Source organism: Terrabacter sp. NPDC080008 (assembly GCF_040702505.1).
Lineage (GTDB): Bacteria > Actinomycetota > Actinomycetes > Actinomycetales > Dermatophilaceae > Terrabacter.
The window spans coordinates 108,467-127,247 of record NZ_JBFBLC010000007.1; the positions used below are offsets into that span (position 1 = coordinate 108,467).

The 18,781-nt window shown below is 73.4% G+C and carries 14 protein-coding genes and 1 riboswitch; of the genes, 4 read left to right on the forward strand and 10 right to left on the reverse strand.

Going from position 1 to position 18,781, the window contains the following annotated elements:
• Positions 1–22: 22 nt before the first annotated feature.
• The 5 genes from AB0316_RS18310 to AB0316_RS18330 form a co-directional block, all read right to left on the reverse strand.
• Positions 23–292, reverse strand: coding sequence for a hypothetical protein (locus AB0316_RS18310; protein ID WP_366274481.1), 270 nt, complete (start codon positions 290–292; stop codon positions 23–25).
• A 113-nt stretch (positions 293–405) separates the two neighbouring features.
• Positions 406–927: a YetF domain-containing protein gene (locus AB0316_RS18315; protein WP_366274482.1), complete on the reverse strand. Its 522-nt coding sequence runs from the start codon at positions 925–927 to the stop codon at positions 406–408.
• Positions 924–1,316, reverse strand: a complete 393-nt coding sequence (locus tag AB0316_RS18320; protein WP_366274483.1) for a hypothetical protein — start codon at positions 1,314–1,316, stop codon at positions 924–926. Before AB0316_RS18320 ends, AB0316_RS18315 begins: the two co-directional genes overlap by 4 nt.
• Positions 1,301–2,164 carry a permease gene (locus tag AB0316_RS18325; RefSeq protein WP_366274484.1) on the reverse strand — a complete coding sequence of 288 codons (864 nt, stop codon included), beginning with the start codon at positions 2,162–2,164 and terminating at the stop codon, positions 1,301–1,303. The genes AB0316_RS18320 and AB0316_RS18325 overlap by 16 nt, the downstream gene beginning before the upstream one ends.
• Positions 2,165–2,262: 98 nt before the next feature.
• The gene (locus tag AB0316_RS18330) at positions 2,263–3,870 is read right to left on the reverse strand and encodes an APC family permease (RefSeq protein ID WP_366274485.1); all 1,608 of its coding nucleotides are present in this window, start codon (positions 3,868–3,870) and stop codon (positions 2,263–2,265) included.
• Between the two features lie 483 nt (positions 3,871–4,353).
• Here AB0316_RS18330 and AB0316_RS18335 point away from each other — a divergent pair, with 483 nt between their 5' ends.
• On the forward strand, positions 4,354–5,118 hold the full coding sequence (locus AB0316_RS18335; RefSeq protein ID WP_366274486.1) for a 4'-phosphopantetheinyl transferase superfamily protein: 765 nt from the start codon (positions 4,354–4,356) through the stop codon (positions 5,116–5,118).
• Between the two features lie 36 nt (positions 5,119–5,154).
• Here the strand turns inward: AB0316_RS18335 and AB0316_RS18340 are convergent, their stop codons facing one another.
• From AB0316_RS18340 to AB0316_RS18355, 4 genes are all read right to left on the reverse strand, one after another.
• The gene (locus AB0316_RS18340) at positions 5,155–6,489 is read right to left on the reverse strand and encodes a M1 family metallopeptidase (protein WP_366274487.1); all 1,335 of its coding nucleotides are present in this window, start codon (positions 6,487–6,489) and stop codon (positions 5,155–5,157) included.
• Positions 6,490–10,437, reverse strand: coding sequence for a Pls/PosA family non-ribosomal peptide synthetase (locus AB0316_RS18345; RefSeq protein WP_366274488.1), 3,948 nt, complete (start codon positions 10,435–10,437; stop codon positions 6,490–6,492). It abuts the gene before it with no gap.
• Between the two features lie 129 nt (positions 10,438–10,566).
• Positions 10,567–11,775 (reverse strand): phosphoglycerate dehydrogenase, encoded by a 1,209-nt coding sequence (serA, locus tag AB0316_RS18350; RefSeq protein WP_366274489.1) that lies wholly within the window; start codon positions 11,773–11,775, stop codon positions 10,567–10,569.
• 121 nt (positions 11,776–11,896) lie between these two features.
• Positions 11,897–12,691: a GntR family transcriptional regulator gene (locus AB0316_RS18355; RefSeq protein WP_366274490.1), complete on the reverse strand. Its 795-nt coding sequence runs from the start codon at positions 12,689–12,691 to the stop codon at positions 11,897–11,899.
• Here AB0316_RS18355 and AB0316_RS18360 point away from each other — a divergent pair.
• Both AB0316_RS18360 and AB0316_RS18365 read left to right on the forward strand, forming a co-directional pair.
• Positions 12,690–15,515: an FAD-binding and (Fe-S)-binding domain-containing protein gene (locus AB0316_RS18360; RefSeq protein ID WP_366274491.1), complete on the forward strand. Its 2,826-nt coding sequence runs from the start codon at positions 12,690–12,692 to the stop codon at positions 15,513–15,515. The genes AB0316_RS18355 and AB0316_RS18360 overlap by 2 nt on opposite strands.
• A 58-nt stretch (positions 15,516–15,573) precedes the next feature.
• The gene (locus AB0316_RS18365) at positions 15,574–16,593 is read left to right on the forward strand and encodes a DMT family transporter (protein WP_366274492.1); all 1,020 of its coding nucleotides are present in this window, start codon (positions 15,574–15,576) and stop codon (positions 16,591–16,593) included.
• Positions 16,594–16,735: 142 nt separating this feature from the next.
• On the opposite strand, the gene pip is transcribed toward AB0316_RS18365, so the two are convergent.
• Positions 16,736–17,719, reverse strand: a complete 984-nt coding sequence (gene pip / locus AB0316_RS18370) for a prolyl aminopeptidase (RefSeq protein ID WP_366274493.1) — start codon at positions 17,717–17,719, stop codon at positions 16,736–16,738.
• Between the two features lie 81 nt (positions 17,720–17,800).
• On the opposite strand from pip, the gene AB0316_RS18375 reads away from it, so the two are divergent.
• The gene (locus AB0316_RS18375) at positions 17,801–18,214 is read left to right on the forward strand and encodes a BLUF domain-containing protein (protein ID WP_366274495.1); all 414 of its coding nucleotides are present in this window, start codon (positions 17,801–17,803) and stop codon (positions 18,212–18,214) included.
• Positions 18,215–18,315: 101 nt separating this feature from the next.
• Positions 18,316–18,544: riboswitch (cobalamin riboswitch) on the forward strand.
• Positions 18,545–18,781 lie beyond the last annotated feature (237 nt).

Genomic DNA, 18,781 nt, shown 5'->3' on the forward strand with positions numbered 1-18,781 from the left:
AAGCCGCGGTCGCTCGGGCCTGCTAGCTCACCGGCTCGTCGACGCCGAGCACGTGGTCGACCGCCTCGGGGTCGAGGTGCCCGGAGTAGCCGGCCACGTCGGTGATGACGTCGGACAGCAGGGTGATCTCCTCGAGCAGCGTCGAGTCGACGAGGCCGCCGACGCGCTCGACGGGCTCAGCAGGCTCGAGCTGCTCGACGGGCTGCTCGGGCGGGATCTCGAGGCTGCTGTGCTGTCGTTCCGGCGCCGACTGGTCGGCCAGCGGGGACGCTGCGCGCTCGGGGTCTTGCATGTCTGGACCTACCGTCTCGTGGCCGGTGGCCCCGTGGGTTACAAGTACGCCGGTTCCAGCAGCGTACGCCGGTGTGCCCGTCAGAAGGGCCTGGGCGCTGCCCGGTCTGCGGCTCAGTCGGAGGACGCCGTCGCCGACTCCTCGTCGGACAGGTGCTGCCACAGCGGTGCCGGACCGTGCTTGGTGAGGATCGAGACGCCGTTGCGCGTCTCGAAGACCGCGACGGCCACGTCGCCGATGTCCTGGACGCCGTGGCTGCGAAGCGCGGCCTCGAGGTCACCACGCGTCAGGCCCGACCGTCGCAGCTCCACGGGCCGGATCCTTCCGTCGACGACGAGGACGGAGGTGGGGTGGTCGACGAGTGCGCGGAAGGACCGCAGGTGTCGCAGCCGGGAGACGACGGCGTGACCGACGGGCAGTCCCGCCACCGCTGTGATCCCGACGGCCAGCGGGTTGCCCCCGGTCGCCGTGCGGCCCACGATGGCGCCGACGGCGATGACGGCGGCGAGGTCGAAGGGCGCGAGCTCGGCCACGGTGCGGCGCTTGCCGGCGCGGAAGGCGAGGACGACGAACGCGTAGAGGCCGAGCGCCATGAGGAACGCCCGTGCGGCGTCCCACCACACGATCGCGGTCATCCCGACGCCTCTTCGCTCGAGCGCCTCCCGCCGGCCGGCTCGGGGGCCTCGTCCTCGCGCCCCGCCTGCTCGTGCCCGGCGTGCTCGCTGTCGCCGTCATCGGGGCTGCCGCCCATCATCCGGAGCATCGGCACGCCGCCGGTCCGCACGAAGCGGACGAGCAGCACGGCCGCGAGGACGAGCATGACGATGTTGAGCCAGGTCGTGTAGTTCCACGTGATCGAACTGCTCACGACGCTGGCGTTGCGCTCCTGCGGGATGAGCCCAAGGGGCGTGAACACGAGCTCGACGACGTAGCCGGCGAGGACCATGGCGAGGTAGAAGGTGCCGGTGATGCGCATGGCTGCCTTCGCGCCGTAGTACTTCCGGTAGATCACGATGATCGGCACGTGATGAGGTCGGCGAACAGGAAGCTGACGACGCCGCCGAAGCTGATCCCGCCGTTCCACAGCACCGCGGCCAGGGGCACGTTGCCGACCGAGCACACGAAGCTGGCCACCGCCAGCAGCGGCCCGACGATCGGTCCCCAGATCGAGGACAGCAGCCCGTGCCCCTCGAGGAAGAAGGACTGCAGCCAGCTCGTCGGCACCCAGGCGGCGAAGGCCCCGGCGATGAGCAGGCCGATGACGATGGCGCGGATCACCGAGGCCCAGTCCATGACGAAGTAGTGGCTGACGGAGGTCAGGCCCTCCGAGGAGAAGAGCCGCTGCCGGAAGCTGCCCTCCTTCGACACGGACATGTCCATGGCGGCGTGGCCCTCCATCGAGCCGGCCACGCCCTTGTCCGCCTGCTCCCGAGCCGCCTCCACGACCTTGCCCCGCATCCACAGGCGGAAGCCCAGCGCGACGAGGATCACCATGAGCGGCCCGCCGACGAACTCCGCCAGGGTGAACTGCCAGCCCATGAGGAGCCACAGGATGATGCCGAGCTCGAGGACGAGGTTCGTGGAGGCGATCTCGAAGGCCATGGCCGCGGTGAGGTGCGCGCCCTTGCGGAAGAGGCTGCGGGCGATGGCCACGGAGGCGTAGGAGCACGACGACGACGCGGCACCGAGCCCGGTGGCCCACGCCAGCGCCCGCGGAGAGTCGTCCGAGAGGAAGGCCGTGACTCGCTCACGCCGCACGACCGCCTGGATGACGCCCGAGAGGGTGAAGCCCAGGACGAGCGGCCAGAGGATCTGCCACGCCATGAGCCCCGCCGTCTTCAGAGCCTCGAGGACGGCACCGAGGATGTGCATGCTGGATCTCCGGGGGCTGGCGAGCGCGCCGACGGGCGTCGGGCACATCTTCCGCATACCCCGTGGTGGTGCCGTGTCGCGGAGCGCCCGTGGGGGCCTCAGCGCCGCGCGCGGTGGGGCCCCGCCCCGGAGGGCGGCACGTAGGTGCGGCGGGGGAGGGTAGTGCCCCGGAAGAACGCCGGGTCGTTGAGGCGCTGCGCCACCAGCAGCAGGATGCCCACCAGGAGCGCGCCGATCCCGACGACGGCCACGGCACCCATCCCGAAGATCGTGATGGGGGTCCCGTTGTCGTCGGTGAGGTAGTCCGGGTTCGCGTAGGTGATCGTCGCGTAGACGAACATCACGAGCAGGAAGACGCCGCCGACCAGCGGCACGATGCCGCGCATGAGCAGGTGGCGGGCCGAGGACGCGAGGGTGTGCCGGTAGAACCACGCGCAGGCGAACCCGGTGAGGCCGTAGTAGAAGGCGATCTGCAGGCCGATGGCGCCGATCAGGGCCAGCAGGATGTTGGGGCTGATCCACGTCATGAGCAGATAGAAGGCGGCCGATACCAGGCCCATGCCGACGGTGGACCACGTGGGGGTGAGGTGGCGCGGGTGCATCCGGGCGAAGCGGGTGGGGATGGCGCGGAAGGCGGCCATCGACAGGGCCGTACGCGCTGTGGGCAGGATCGTGGTCTGGGTCGACGCCGCGGCCGAGGAGAGGACCGACAGCGACAGCAGGATCATCCCGGCCTGGCCGATGAGGCTGCTGCCGTAGAGCGTCGGGCCGATGGCGTTGAACACGTCGCTCGCGTTGGTGCTGTTGCCGAGGCCGATGCCGCTGCTGCCCACGCCGGCGAAGGCGACGGCCGCGGTGGAGACGAGCACGTAGGTCACGAGCAGCAGCACCGTCGAGAGCACGGCCGCCCGACCCGGGGTACGGCCCGGTTCGTCGGCCTCCTCGTTCGTGGCCACTGCGGTGTCCCAGCCCCAGTAGATGAACACGGCGATGAGCACCGCGGGCGCGATGACGTCGGTCAGCGACAGCCCGCCGGGCCACAGCCAGGACCAGCTGGGGGTCGCTGACCCGGGAGCGGCATCGCCGGCATACACCCGCACGAGGGCGACGACGGCGAAGGTCAGCAGCGTGAGCAGCTCGATGCTGAGCAGGACGTACTGGATGCGGGCCGAGATCTCGATCCCGCGGTAGCAGATCCAGGTCATCAGCGCGATCCAGACCAGCCCCGCGACCGTCGACCACAGCACGCTCGTCGAGAGCGTGTTGTGGAGCCCGAGCTCGTCGAGCAGCTGGAAGGTGTACGTGCCGGCGATCTGCGCGAGGTTCGCCATGACGATGATGTCGGCCACGATGATGCCCCAGCCGCCCATCCATCCCGTGAGCGGACCGAAGGCCCGGGTCGCCCACGTGAACGTGGTCCCGCAGTCGGCCTCGGCCTCGTTGAGCTCGCGGTAGGCGACGGCGATGAAGTACATCGGCACGAAGGCCAGCAGCATGATGGCGGGGGCCTTCAGCCCGGCACCCGCGGCGACCACCAGTCCGAGGCTCGCAGCGAGGGAGTAGGCCGGGGCGGTGGAGGCCACGCCGACGACGATGCTGGACAGCAGACCGAGGGCGCCCTGCTTGAGTCCCTTGGACTGCACGGTGCCGGCGGCGTCGGCGTGATGTGGACCGTCGGGGGAGCCGGGTGGTGTGACCGTGCCCATCGGGGTCGCCTCCTGCGGTGGTGCGGTCGCTCGTCGACGACCAGCGACCGCACGGGCGCCTCAGCGCCACACAGTGAACGCGTACCGTCAACCGCGCTTCTCCCTCTGACCGTATCCACGGCGAGGAGAACGGCGCACGGAAACCAGTGAGCATGACAAGTGTCACGTGGTGAGAGTGCTTGTGCCGCAACGACATCCGCACATATGGGCGGATAGGTCGGTGGATCGCGCCTCACCCGTCGAAGGTGAGAGCGCCTGAGCCCGAGGCCTCGTCGCAGGCGCCCGTCAGTCGTCATGGCCGTGCCGGCCCTCGAGGTGGACGGCCTCTTCGCCGAACGGCTTGCGCGCGCGAGGTCCGGGCCCGAGCATGGCCTTCATGGACCGCGCGGAGGAGCTGCGAGCGCTCGCCGACGTGCAGGCCCGGCTCGACATCGCGAGACCTCGTGGCGACGTGAGCCCCGGGCCGTCGATCGGCATCGACGGGTGAGCTGCGAGCCCATCGTTCCCGTCACCGACGGCGTCCGCGAGGCCGTCGTGGTGTGGTGGGCCCCCGTGCCGCGTGTCGTCTCGTCCGGCGACCTCGAGGTGCTCGATGCCTGCGAGCTCCGCCGCGTCCGCGACGCCGGGACTCCTGCGGTCGCGGCCCGGCGTGCGGCCGGCTACCTGCTGGCGCGGCGAGCCGTCGGGCAGGTGCTGGGACAGGAGGTCGCGGACGTCGTGCTCGACCGGACCTGCCAGCGGTGCGGCGAGGCGCACGGGCGCCCCCGGGTCGTGAGCGACAGCGGGCTGCACCTGTCGGTCACCCATTCCGGCGGACCTGCGCCCGGCCCCGCCCACGACGTGTCCGATCCGGTCGTCGCTGTGGCCGTGACCCGCCTGGCACCCGTCGGCATCGACCTGGTCGTCGTCGCCGAGGCGGACTTCGACGGGTTCGACACGGTGGTGCGTCACCGTGACGACGTGGCCGACGCCGACGCGGTCTCACGGGCCCGGCTGTGGGCGCGCAAGGAGGCGGTGCTCAAGGCCGTCGGGGCCGGGCTCGACGTCGACCCGGCATCGTTCCCGGCCCCGCGACCGGGCACGGTGTCACGGATCGGACCGGATGACGCCGCCGTGGCCCTGGTCGACCTGCCTGCCGTCGGACCCACCCGTGGGCCGTTCGGTGACGCGCCGCGGCCACAGGACGCGCTGGTGGGCGCCGTTGCGCTCGCCCGCGCCGTTCCAGCGGTGCCCGTCCTCTTCGCGTAGCCCCGGCGCGGCCCGGATCCGCGCGCGAGGGCCGGCTCAGGCCAGGTCCGGCAGCGCCGGGTGCTCGAGCCACGCTCCGAGCAGGCGGCGGACGTCGGCGGGGTCGGCGGCATACCCCGCCGCGTGCTCCACGAAGTCGGCCGTGCAGACGGTCCCGTCGGCGTGCTCGCTCGTCCACGTCCGGAGCAGGTCGAAGAAAGCGGTGTCGCCGACGAGCCCGCGCAGCGCGTGCAGCGTCAGGGCGCCGCGCTTGTAGATCCGGTCGTCGAACATGTCCAGCGGACCGGGGTCGGTGAGGACGAGGTCCTGCGGCAGCCGGGCCAGTCGCACGTGGTGCTCGCGGGCGCTCACGGCTGCGGGGACCCCGTCGGCGACCTCGGCCCACAGCCACTCGGCATAGCAGGCGAAGCCCTCGTGCAGCCAGATGTCGCTCCAGGTGCCGAGGGTCAGGCTGTTGCCGAACCACTGGTGCGCCAGCTCGTGCGCAACCAGTCGCTCGTGTCGCCGGTCGCCCTTGAGCCAGTTCGCACCGAAGGTCGCCATGCCCTGGGCCTCGAGCGGGATGTCGAGGTCGTCCGGCGTCACGACGACGGTGTAGTCGGGGAAGGGATAGGGGCCGAACCGCTCGGACAGGACGGCCACCATCGCAGGCAGCCTCGCGAGCTCGTGCGCGGCGTCGGCGGCGTGCTGGTCGGCGACGAGGAGGTGCACCGGAACGGGGCGCTCGGCGAGGACGTGGTCGGAGTAGCGCCCCACGTGGACCGCTGCGAGGTAGGTCGCCATGGGGTGCCGCTGCTCGAAGACGCGGCACGTGCGGCTGCCGCGCACGCGCAGGTCGGTGAGCACCCCGGTGGCGGTCACGGCGAAGGGGGAGTCGCACTCGACGGTGAGCCGGTAGGTCGACTTGCAGCTGGGGTGGTCGTTGCAGGGGAACCACGTCGGGGCCCCGGTCGGCTGAGAGGCGACGAGGGCGCCCTCGGCGAGCTCCTCCCAGCCCAGGGTGCCCCAGCGCGTGCGTGTCGGACCCGGGGTGCCTGCGTACGCGACGACGACCTCCGCCGTCTCGTCGACCTCGAGGGGGCGGGGGAGCCGGACCGTCAGGGCGTCACCACGGTGCCGCCACTTCGCGGGGGAGCCGTCGACGGCGACCTTGCCGACCCGCAGCCCCACGAGGTCGAGTCGCAGGATGTCGGTGCGGACGAGGGCCCTGACCGTGAGGGTGGCGCGTCCGCCGAGCCGGTTGCTCGAGACGCGGTAGTCGAGGTCGAGGTCGTAGTGCTCGACGCGGTACCGCGAGTCGCCGCGCTCCGGGGTGTAGGGGTCGAGGACCTGGGCTGCCGTCGGGCTGGCGTCGGCGGGGACGGTCCCCATTCAGGCGCCCTGCTTCTCGCGCCACGGGGCGATGGGGTTGCCCGTCCACCTGCTGGCGGCCGGCACGTCCTCGCCGCGCAGCACCAGGGACCCGGGCCCGACCGTCGCGGCCGCCGAGATCGAGGCCGCCGGGAGGATGACCCCGTGGGGTCCGAGCGTGGCGCCCTCGGCGAGGGTGACGGTGTCCATGCTCATGATCCGATCATGGAACAGGTGCGTCTGCAGCACGCACCCCCGGTTGACGGTCGCCCCGTCGCCGAGGCTGACGAGATCGGCCTCCGGCAGCCAGTACGTCTCGCACCACACGCCGTGGCCGATGCTGGCGCCGAGGCTGCGCAGCCAGACGTTGATCGCGGGCGTGCCGGTGGCGGTCCAGGCGAACCACGGCCCCGCCACCATCTCGACGAACGCGTCGACCACCTCGTTGCGCCACACGAACGAGCTCCACAGCGGGTGCTCGACCGCGGGGATGCGGCCGACGACCACCCACTTGGCCAGCGTCGTGACCGCGGCGGCGAGCGCCCCGGTGGCCGCCAGGACGAGACCGCCCAGCAACGCCGCGACCAGCCACCCCCACCGCAGCGCCAGCGACTCCAGGGCAAGGAGCACCCCGAGGGCCAGTGCGACGGTCACCATGACCGGCACGACGCGGCACAGCTCGACGAGCGATCGCAGGGCCTTGAGGCGCAGAGGTGGCCGGAAGGTGCGCTCGTCGTCGTTGCCCTGCGGCGGCCGGCGCAGCCGCACGGGCGGGTTGCCCAGCCAGCTCGAGCCGGCCTTGGACTTGGCCGGAGCCGCCGAGAGGACCGCCACGAGACCGTACTTCGGCACCCGCCGACCCGGCGCCGTCATGCCGCTGTTGCCGAGGAAGGAGCGCTTGCCGATCTTGACCGGGGCGATGTGCATCCACCCGCGCGCCATCTCGTAGCTGGCCACCATCGTGTCGTCGGCGAGGAAGGCGCCGCTCGCCACGGTCGTCATCGACGGCAGCAGCAGCACCGTCGAGGCCTCGACGTCGCGCCCGACGCGCGCCCCGAGCAGGCGCAGCCACACCGGGGTGAACAGGCTCGCGTAGAGCGGGAACAGCAGGGTCCGGGCCTGGTCGAGGAGGCGCTCGGTGAACCACACCTGCCAACCGACACGACTGCGCACCGGGTGGAACCCCTCGCCCATCCCGATCGCGAGCAGCCGCACGAGCACCACGGTCAGCGCCATCAGGCCGGCCATGCCGGTGACGGTCACGACCGGCGCCCAGACGAGGGCCGTCGCGGTCGCCTCGCCGACCCCGGTCGTGCCGCGCAGCGACCGGGCGAGCAGCAGCAGCGCGGGCGCCACCGCGACGAAGGGCAGCAGCGAGAGCAGGACGCCCGAGACGGCATACACCCCGGCCCAGCCGGCCCGGCGCGGCGCGGGCTCGTCGGGATAGCCGAGGTCGACGGGGTCGTGGACGCGCCGCGCGGGCGACCCGGCGACGACCCGCCCGGCGGGCACGGAGGTGAGCACGGTCGAGCCGGCCTCGACGACGGCGCCGCGGCCGATGTGCACGTCGGGGCCGATGGTGCTGCGGGCCCCCACCACCACGTCTCGCCCGATGTGGACCGTGCCCACGTGCACGACGTCGCCGTCCATCCAGTAGCCGGACAGGTCGACCTCCGGCTCGATGCTCGCGCCGCTGCCGATCCGCAGCAGCCCGGTGACCGGTGGCACCGTGTGCAGGTCGACCCCCTCGCCGATCGTCGCGCCGAGCAGGCGCGCGTAGGAGGCGATCCACGGGGCGCCCGCCATCGTGACCGCGCCCATCGCGTCGGCGAACCGCTCGGCCGCCCAGAGCCGCATCTGCACGGAGCCGCCGCGCGGGTAGGAGCCCGGCTTGAGGCCGCGCAGCAGCAGCCGGCAGGCCAGGGCCGTGATCCCCATCCGCCCCAGGGGCGTCACGAACGCGAGGATGCCGGCGCCGAGCACCCACCACGAGACCGGCCGCGGCCACGCGGCGATCCCGGCCGCGCGCAGCAGCTCGGTGACGACGGCCAGACCGACGAACCACTGCAGGCCCTTGACGGTCAGCAGCACGACGGAGACAAGGGTCTGCAGCAGCTGGGTTCGGCGCGGGATGCGACGCACCGTACGCGTCGGCGGTCCGGGTCCGTCGGCGCCGTCCGCGGGTGTGAAGGACTCGAGCAGCTCGACCTGGGCGCCGAGGCGGGGGTGGGCGTGCAGGTCGGCGACGGTCACCGTGGGGTAGCGCTCACGCAGGAGGGAGACGAGCCGCGCCGACGACAGGCTGCCCCCGCCGAGCGCGAAGAAGTCGGCGTCGGTCGAGCCAACCGAGGTGCCGAGCACGTACGACCAGTGGCCGGCAACCCAGGCGGCGGTCCCCTCGAGCCCGTCGCCGGTGCGGGAGCCGTCCGAGGCGCCGCCGGCGCCATTGGAGCCGCCGCTGCCCGGCAGCGGCCAAGGCAGCGCCGCGCGGTCGACCTTGCCCGAGGTGCGCGTCGGGATGGCCGGCACGGCGGCCAGGACCGGCACGAGGGCGGCCGGCAGCTCCTCGCGCAGCCGCTCGCGGGCCGCGGCCAGGTCGAGCGGCTCGGAGTCCGCGGCGACGAGGTAGCCGACGAGCACCTGGCCACCGGCCGGCGTCGCCTGCACCGCGGCGGCGGCCGCCGCGACGTCGGGCAGGGCCTGCAGGGCGGCGTCGATCTCGCCGAGCTCGATCCGGCGACCGCCGAGCTTGACCTGCTCGTCGGCCCGGCCGACGAAGACGAGGCCTGCCGGGTCGTCGACGACGAGATCGCCGGACCGGTAGGCCCGCTCCCACCCGAGCGTCGGCATCGCGGCGTACTTCTCGGCGTCCTTGGCCGGGTCGAGGTAGCGGGCGAGGCCCACGCCGCCGATGATGAGCTGCCCGGTCTCGCCCTCGGGCACGGGGTGGTCGTCGGGGCCGACGACGGCCAGGTCCCAGCCGTCGAGCGGCAGGCCGATGCGGACCGGCCCGGTGCCGTCGAGGCGCGCCGCGCAGGCGACGACCGTCGCCTCGGTGGGGCCGTAGGTGTTCCACACCTCCCGTCCGGGCGTCGCGAGCCGTGCCGCCAGCTCGGGCGGGCACGCCTCGCCGCCGAAGACGAGCAGCCGCACGGGCTCGAGGGCCTCCACCGGCCACAGCCCGGCGAGCGTCGGCACGGTCGAGACGACGGTGATGTCCTGGGCGACGAGCCACGGCCCGAGGTCCTGGCCGGTGCGCACGAGCGAGCGGGGCGCGGGGACGAGGCAGGCCCCGTGCCGCCACGCGAGCCACATCTCCTCGCACGAGGCGTCGAAGGCGACGGAGAGGCCGGCGAGCACCCGGTCACCGGGGCGGATCGGGTCGTCCTGCACGAAGATCCGCGCCTCGGCGTCGACGAACGCGGCTGCCGAGCGGTGCGTGACCGCCACGCCCTTGGGCACGCCGGTGGAGCCGGAGGTGAAGATCACCCAGGCGTCGTGCGACGGCGTGACCCGCACCGGCTCGGTGGCCCCGAGCGCGCCGCCCGGCGGGTCGCTCGCCAGGTGCCGTGGCGGGGGAGGGCCCGCAGCGGGACGGATCCGCCGCCCGGAACCGATGACGACGCGTACGGCCGCCTCTCCGAAGACGAGGTCGGCGCGTTCCTGCGGGTCGTCCGCGTCGACGGGCACGTAGGCCGCACCGGCGAGGAGCACACCGAGGACGGCGACGTAGAGGTCGACGCTGCCCGACGGCGCGCGGACGCCGACCCGGTCGCCCGGGACCACACCCGACCGGGCCAGGTCGGCGGCCATCTCGCGGGCCGCCGCCGTCAGCTCGGTGTAGGTGAGCACCGTCTCGGTGTCGTCCACCGCCGGGGCGTGCGGGTGCGCCGCGGTGGTGGCCGCGAGCACGTCGACGAGCGTGCGCGGTTCGGGCGCGCGGGCTGCGGCACGGAGCGGACCGGTCACCGGGCCTCCTCGGGTCGGGTTCCCTCCCGACGGTAGGCCTCCTCGGTGAACGGCAGGCGTCAACGCGGATGCAGGTCGTCCGGCACCGCTTGCCGAGCGCCCGAGCGCGCGGGGCGCCGGGCGCGCCTGTCAGTCGGAGTGGCCGTACCACGCCTCGAGACGGACGGCCTCCCCGACGTGTCGCAGCGACTCGAGCGTCTCGGGCGCCAGCGGCACGTCGGTGTCGGTGATGACGTAGCCGTGCTCGCCGCGGGTGGCGAGCGACTGCCCGACGATGTTGGCTCCCGCCGCGGCCAGCACGTTGTTGATGGCGGCGAGCACGCCCGGGACGTTGCGGTGCAGCAGGGCGACCCGGAAGCCGCCCTCGGGGGGTGCCGGCGCCACGTCGGGCAGGTTGACCGACAGGGCCGTGGCCCCGTCGAGGATGTATGCCGTCAGCTTCGTCGCGACGAAGGTGCCGATCTCCTCCTGGGCCTCCTCGGTCGAGCCGCCGACGTGCGGGGTCAGGATGACGTTGTCGAGGCCGCGCAGGGGCGACTCGAAGAGGTCGCCCTGGGCCTTGGGCTCGATGGGGAACACGTCGATCGCGGCGCCGGAGAGGTGCCCGCTCAGGATGTGCTCACGCAGGGCCAGGTCGTCGACGACCATGCCGCGCGAGGCGTTGATGAACACCGACCCGCGCTTCATCTTGGCGAACTGCTCGGCGCCGAACAGCCCGGCGTTGCCGGGGCGTCCGTCGACGTGGAGGCTGACGACGTCGGAGATCTCGAGCAGCTCGTCGAGCGAGCCCATGCGCCGGGCGTTGCCGTGGGCCAGGCGGTCGGCGGTGTCGTAGAAGGCGACGCGCATGCCGATGGCCTCGGCGACGTTGGACAGCTGCGTGCCGATGTTGCCGTAGCCGACGATGCCGAGGGTCCGGCCGCGGGTCTCGTAGCTGCCCTTGGCCGACTTGTCCCAGACGCCGTCGTGCATGCGCTGCGTCTTCTCCGGGAGGCGCCGCGCCAGGGCGAGGATCTCGCCGATGACGAGCTCGACGACGCTGCGCGTGTTGGAGAAGGGGGCGTTGAAGACGGCGATGCCCAGGTCGGTCGCGTGGCCCAGGTCGACCTGGTTGGTCCCGATGCAGAAGCAGCCGATGGCGCGCAGGTCCGGCGCGGCGTCGAGCACCGCGCGGGTCATCTTGGTGTTGGACCGGATGCCGACCACCGAGACGCCTTGGAGGGCCTCGATGAGCTCGGACTCGCCCAGCGACCGCGGCCGGGTCTCGACGTCGAAGCCGTGACGTCGGAACGTCTCCACCGCGATGGGGTGGACGTTCTCCAGCAGGAGTACCTTCACGCTTCTCTCCTTCGGGTCCTCGCTCGCCGGCGGGCCCGTGCTCGTTGGTTGCTGCGGGTGGGTGGTGGTCGGTGCTGCTGGTGGTGCTGCTGGTCGTGCTGCTCGTGGTGCTGCTGGCCTCTCAGGGTGCCCCAGCCGACGGCACCGGCGCGAGGTCGTGCGGTGGCTGAGACGCCCCTTCGTGCTCGCGCCGGCCGGCCAGGCTGCGGGCCAGCAGGGCGCCGGTGTGCTCGAGGTGCTCGCGCATCGCCTGCTCGGCCGCTTCGCCGTCGCGCTGCAGGATGGCGGTGACGATCGGCTCGTGCTCGTCGCGGATCTCGGCCAGGGTGCGGCCGGCCGTCGTCGTGGGCGGCCCCAGCAGGGCCGTCGTGGCCCGCAGGCGCTCGACGATCGTGGCGGCGCGCTGGTTGCCGGCCGCGCGCATGAGCGAGGCGTGCACCGCGTGGTCGGCCACCCAGAAGCTCGCCTCGTCGCCCATCGTGGAGCCTGGCCCGTCGCCCGTGCCGTCGCCCGTGCCGTCGCCCGTGCCGTCGCCCGCTGCGGCGCACAGCGCCTCGAAGGCCTCGCGGACCGACGCGCGAGCGGCGTCGGTGGCCGTCTCGGCCGCACGTCGGGCCGCCACCGGCTCGAGCGCGAGGCGCAGGTCGAAGATCTCCTCGATGTCGTGGGCCTGCGGCGGCAGCACCCGGAAGCCGCGGTTGCGCTCGATCCGGACCAGCCCCGCCTCGGCCAGGCGCAGCAGGCCCTCGCGCACGGGGCTGCGGGAGACGCCGAGCAGCTCGGCGAGCTGGTAGACCGAGTACGTCTCGTCCGGGACCAGCTCCCCGGCAGTGATGCCCGAGCGGACCGCCTCGACGACGGCCTCCGCGAGGGAGGGAGCGCCATGGGGGAGCGCCAGCTGGACCATGCGTAACATGTTACGCATGGTGGACGTGGCCGACGTGGTGGGGACGCTCGAACGCGCCGGGCTCGAGGTGCGCGCCGACGCCGGCACCCGCGGCATGTACGCGTCGGACGCCTCGCTCTACCGCATCCCCCCGCTCGCCGTCGTGCGCCCCCGCCACGTCGACGAGGTGGCCGCCACCCTGGCCGTGGCCCGCGAGACCGGCGTCCCGGTCACGTCGCGGGGAGCCGGCACGTCGGTGGCCGGCAACGCCGTCGGGCGCGGCATCGTCCTGGACTTCTCCCGGCACCTGGGCCGCGTCCTCTCGATCGACCCCGACACGCGTACGGCCGTCGTCGAGCCCGGCACCGTCCACGCGGTCCTGCAACGGGCCGCCGCGCCACACGGCATACGGTTCGGACCTGACCCCTCGACGCACCCGCGCTGCACCATCGGCGGGATGATCGGCAACAACGCCTGCGGGTCGCGCTCGCTCGCCTACGGACGCACGTCCGACAACGTCGCGGGGCTCGAGTTGCTCACTGCCGCAGGGGATTCCCTCTCCACCGGCTACGACGAGAGCGGTATGCCGTTCGCCCGGGGCGCCGACGACGTCGTCACGGCGGTGCGTACCGTGGCCTCGCGGCACCTGGCGACGGCGCGCACGGAGTTCGACCGCTTCGGTCGCCAGGTCTCCGGCTACGCGGCGCACCACCTGCTGCCCGAGCGCTTCGACCTGACCCAGGCCCTCGTCGGCTCGGAGGGGACGCTGGGGGTCATCACGCAGGCCACGGTCCGGCTCGTCGTCGACGCGCCCGTGCGCGTCGTCGTCGTGCTCGGCTTCCCCGACATCGTCGCCGCCGGGCAGGCCGCGCCGGCGGTCGTGGCACACGGTCCGACGTCGTGCGAGGGCCTCGACTCACGGCTCACGGACGTGCTGCGGGCTCGCCGGGGCCCGGACGCGATCCCGCCGCTGCCGCGCGGGCGAGCCTGGCTGTTCGTCGAGTTCGCCGGCGAGGAGCTCGCCGAGGTCGCGGCCCGGGCTCGCCGCCTGGCGGGGGAGGGCCTGGCCGAGGATGCCGTGGTCGTCGAGGACCCGCTCGTGCAGGCCCGCCTGTGGCGCATCCGGGAGGACGGGGCCGGCCTCGCCGGTCGCGCTCCCTCGGGCAGGCCCGCCTGGCCCGGCTGGGAGGACGCGGCGGTGCCACCGGAACGGCTGGGGGAGTACCTCGCTGCCTTCGACGAGCTCGTCGGCTCCTACGGCATGACGTCGGCGCCGTTCGGGCACTTCGGCGAGGGCTGCATGCACGTGCGGCTCGACCTGCCGCTCGACCGGCCCGACGGCACCCGCGTGATGCGCGAGTTCCTCACCGAGGCAGCCCGCCTGGTGGGCGGATTCGGCGGTTCGCTGTCCGGTGAGCACGGCGACGGACGCGCGCGCTCCGAGCTGCTCCCGCACATGTACTCCGCCGACGCCATCGCGCTCTTCGGCGGGATCAAGCACGCCTTCGACCCGGGCAACCTGCTCAACCCCGGTGTCCTCGTCGACCCGGACCCGGTGGACGCCGACGTGCGGGCCGCCGGGCACTTCCCGGTGCGCCGGCTGGCGATGGCCTACCCGCACGACGACGGCGACCTGGCCCAGGCCGTGCACCGCTGCACCGGCGTGGGGAAGTGCCGCGCCGACAACTCGGCGGCCGGCGGCGTGATGTGCCCGTCGTACCTCGCGACGCGCGAGGAGAAGGACTCGACCCGGGGCCGCGCCCGCGTGCTGCAGGAGGTCGTCCGGGGGGAGCTGCCCTGGTCGCACCCGTCGGTCCACGACTCCCTCGACCTGTGCCTGTCGTGCAAGGGCTGCGCCTCGGACTGCCCCACGGGCATCGACATGGCGACCTACAAGAGCGAGGTGCTGCACCAGACCTACCGGCGGCGGCTGCGCCCGCGCTCGCACTACACGCTCGGCCGGCTGCCGATGTGGGCGCGACTGGCTGGGCGCGTGCCGAAGGTGGCCAACCGGGCACTGACCCTGCCCGTGGTCGGCCCGGTGGCGCTGTGGCTCGCCGGAGTCGACCGGCGCCGCTCCATCCCCGCCTTCCCCGACAAGCCGTTCCGCCGCACCTTCGAGGCCCGTCGCTCCGAGCTGAAACCGGTTGTGCTGTTCGCCGACTCGTTCTCCGACTCGTTCTCGCCCGAGGTCGCCGCGGCCACCGTGAGAGTGCTCCGGGCCGCCGGCTACGAGCCGCGGCTGCCGAGCAGCTCGGTGTGCTGCGGGCTCACGTGGATCACGACGGGGCAGCTCGACTCGGCCAGGACGATCCTGCGCCGGACCGTCGCGGCCCTGGCTGCCGACGCGCGCGCCGGCGTGCCGATCGTGGGCATCGAGCCCTCGTGCACGGCGGTGCTCCGCTCGGACGTGCACGAGCTGCTGCCCGGTGACGAGGACGCGGCCATCGTGTCGTCCCACGTGCGCACCCTTGCCGAGCTGCTCGCCGAGACGCCGGGCTGGAGCCCACCCGACCTGAGCGGCACGGAGGTGGTCGCGCAGCCACACTGCCACCACCACGCCGTGCTCGGCTGGAAGGCCGACGCCGACCTGCTCGCCGCGACGGGTGCGACGGTGAGGACCCTGGCCGGCTGCTGCGGCCTCGCCGGCAACTTCGGCGTCGAGGTCGGTCACTACGAGGTGTCGCTCGCCGTGGCGGACCAGAACCTGCTGCCCGCCCTCGACGCCGCCCCGGACGCCGTCGTGCTGGCCGACGGGTTCTCCTGCCGCACCCAGGTGGCGGACCTGCGGGGCCGTCGAGGGGTGCACCTCGCGCAGCTCCTCGACGGCGCGGTGGGGGCCGACGGGCGCTGACGGGCGCCGGCCGGGAAATGCCCGGTCCGCTGTCGGTGGCCCGGTCTAGGGTGTGCGCGTGTCCGACCGCGTCCTGCCCAGCACCGCCGACGTCGTCTCCCCGTCCACCGCCACCCCGGCGCCTGCCGTGCGGCGTCGCGTCGTGCCGTGGCAGGTGAAGTTCGGTGCGCTCGCCCTGATCTGGGGCTCGAGTTTCCTGCTCATGAAGTACGCGTTGGGCTGGTTCGCGCCGCTGCAGATCGCGACGGGGCGCATCGTCCTCGGCGCCGTCACCGTGACGTTGCTGCTCCACCTCGGCGGCGGCCGACTGCCGCGCTCCCGGCGGGTCTGGGCGCACCTGCTCGTCGTCGGGCTGCTCCTGGCCTCGCTGCCCTTCACCCTCTTCCCGCTCGGCGAGGAGCGCGTCGCCTCCGCCCTGGCGGGCATCGGCAACGCCACGACGCCCATGGCGACGGTGCTGGCCACCGCGGCCATGCTCCCGGCCGAGCGGCTCCCGGGCCGCAAGATCGCCGCGGTCGGCATCGGCTTCCTCGGCGTCCTCGTCATCGCGCAGCCCTGGCAGGCGGCCGGTCGACCGGACCTGCTCGGCTTCGGCTTCACCCTGGTGGCCGGCGCCTCCTACGGCATCGGCTGGACGTGGGTGCGCAAGCACCTCGCCAAGGAGGACCTCGGTGGCCTCCAGCTGCCGGCGGCCCTGCTGGTGGTCGCCTCGGCGCAGATGCTCGTCGTCCTCCTCGCCTGGTGGGCGCTGCACCGGGGCTCCCACGCGGCGCCGTGGTCCGCGGACCCCGGCGCGACCGGCACCTGGGTCCGGCCCGCGCTGTCGCTGCTGGCGCTCGGCGTCCTCGGCACCGGCGTGGCCTACCTGCTGCAGTTCGACGTGGTGCGGGCGGTGGGCCAGCAGGTGGGCTCGCTCGTGACCTACGTGATCCCCATCGTGTCGGTGCTCCTGGGCTACCTCCTGCTCGGGGAGCGGCTCGGGCTGTGGCAGCTCGCCGGCGCCGCGCTCGTGCTCGGGGCCGCCGTCTTCGTCGCCGGGCCCGGCAACCGGCCCAGGGTGGACCCACCGGGCCGCTGAGTCCGGCGGGCCGAGGGTCTCCGGGCTGCGGGTCTCCGGGCTGCGGGTCTCCGGGCTGCGGGTCTCCGGGGCGCGGGGCGCCGGGGCGCGGGTCTCCGGGGCGCGGGTCGCCGGGTCGGGCGCCGTCGTCACAGGGAGCAGGTCAGTGCGCCCACCGCTCGACGAGGGCGTCGTTCGCCTCGCGCCACCGCTGCACCATCGACACCCCGCCGTGCCCGCCGCCCTCGTCGACGACGAGCTGCGAGCCCGGCCACCGGCGGTGCAGCTCCCACGCCGTGACCAGTGGCGAGGACACGTCCTGTCGGCCGTGGATGAGCACACCGGGGATGTCGCGCAGCGTCTCGGCGCCTTCGAGCAGCGGGGGTTCGCAGAAGCCGTCGGCCGACCAGTAGTGCGTGGTCAGCCGCGCGAAGGCAAGGCGGAACCGCCCGTCCTGCCACCGGGGGTCGCGCTCCACACGGCCCGTCGGCAGTGAGACGTGGGTGTCCTCCCAGAGGGCCCACTCCTGCGCGGCGGCCTCGCGCACCGCTGCGTCCGCCGAGTCCAGGAGCCGGGCGTAGGCCCGCACGAGCCGTCCGTCACCGCGGGTGAAGCCGATGCCGGCGCGTTCGGCATGACCGGCGAAGCGGTCCCATGCCTCGGGGAAGATCGCACCGACCCCCTCGGTGATCCAGTCGACCTCCCGGCGACTGGTCGTCGTCACGGCGAAGAGCACGAGGCCCAGGACCCGGTGCGGGTGGGCCTGGGCGTAGGCGAGGGCCAGGGTCGACCCCCACGAGGCGCCGTTGACGAGCCAGGCGTCGATGCCGAGGTGGGCACGCAGGCGTTCGATGTCACCGACCAGCGCCATGGTGGTGTTGCCGGCGAGGGAGACCTGCGGGTCGGAGGCGTGTGGTGTCGAGCGCCCGCAGCCTCGTTGCTCGAAGCCGACGAGGCGGGTGCGGCCGAGGTCGAACCGCTCGCGGTACCGACCGGTGCCGAGGGTGCCACCCGGACCACCGTGCAGGTAGAGCGCGGGAACGCCGTCGGGGGACCCCCACTCCTGCCAGTAGATCTCGTGAGCGTCACCGACATCGAGCATCCCGTCGTGGCGCGGCTCCGGCGGGAGGTCCGTCGTGCGTAGCATGCGTACTCCATCAGCAGGGCCCAGCAGCGCGCCTCAGCTGACGTCGAGCTGCCACGAGGGGCGGCGACCAGGAGGAGCAGGGTGCTTTCGCTAACGTATTTCAGCACGGCCACCGGTGAGCTGAGCAAGGACGAGCTGGTCGACCTGCTGGCTCGGTCCCGCTCGAACAACGAGGCGGCCGGCCTGACGGGGCTGCTGCTGTATGCGGACGGCAGCTTCGTGCAGACCCTCGAGGGTCCGGACGAGGTGGTCGAGGACGCCTTCCGCCGCATCTGCGGCGACGTGCGGCACCGGTCGGTGTCCATCGCGCTGCGCGAGCAGATCACCGAGCGCCACTTCGCGGACTGGTCGATGGGCTTCCGCGAGCTGGGTCGTGAGGAGGCGGAGGCCGTGCCCGGCTTCAGCGACTACCTGCGGACCGAGCAGGTCCCTCGACAGCCCGGCGCGGCCCGCGCCGAGGTGTTCCACCGCGCCTTCCGCACGTTCCTTCCCTAGCCTCGCGGCCCCTCGAGCCGTGCCGGCCACCGGTCCACCACGAGGAATACCCACGACACGCGCAAGATGTGGGGTCCCGGCGACGGGTGGCCACTAGGGATAGTGTCTGTCGCGCAGCTGGTTCGGCGTCCCAGCCAGGGACGTCGTCGCAAGAGGGAACCCGGTGAGAGTCCGGGACTGCCCCGCAGCGGTGAGTGGGAACGACCGTCGTCATGAGCACTGGGCCTCCGGCCCGGGAAGCGACGACCAGTAGGAGACGGACCGTCCGAGCGCTTCGGAGGGTGTGCACGCCCACGAGTCCGAAGACCTGCCAGCGCACCGCGTGAGACCTCACGCGGTGGTCCGGCAGGCCCCGAGGGAGGGCTCGTGGACAGCGGCCGAACCTCGAGGCCGTGGCGCCGAGCGCGCCGCGACCGCAGCGGCTGTCGTTCCTCGCACCCTCCTCCCGCCCGGCGGACCGTTCGCCCACGCTGCGAGGAGACAGCCGTGAACACGCCACTGCACGACACGACCGACCGGGCCGGGAGCGCCCGACCCGGCCCCACCGCATACGACCCCGAGCGGACG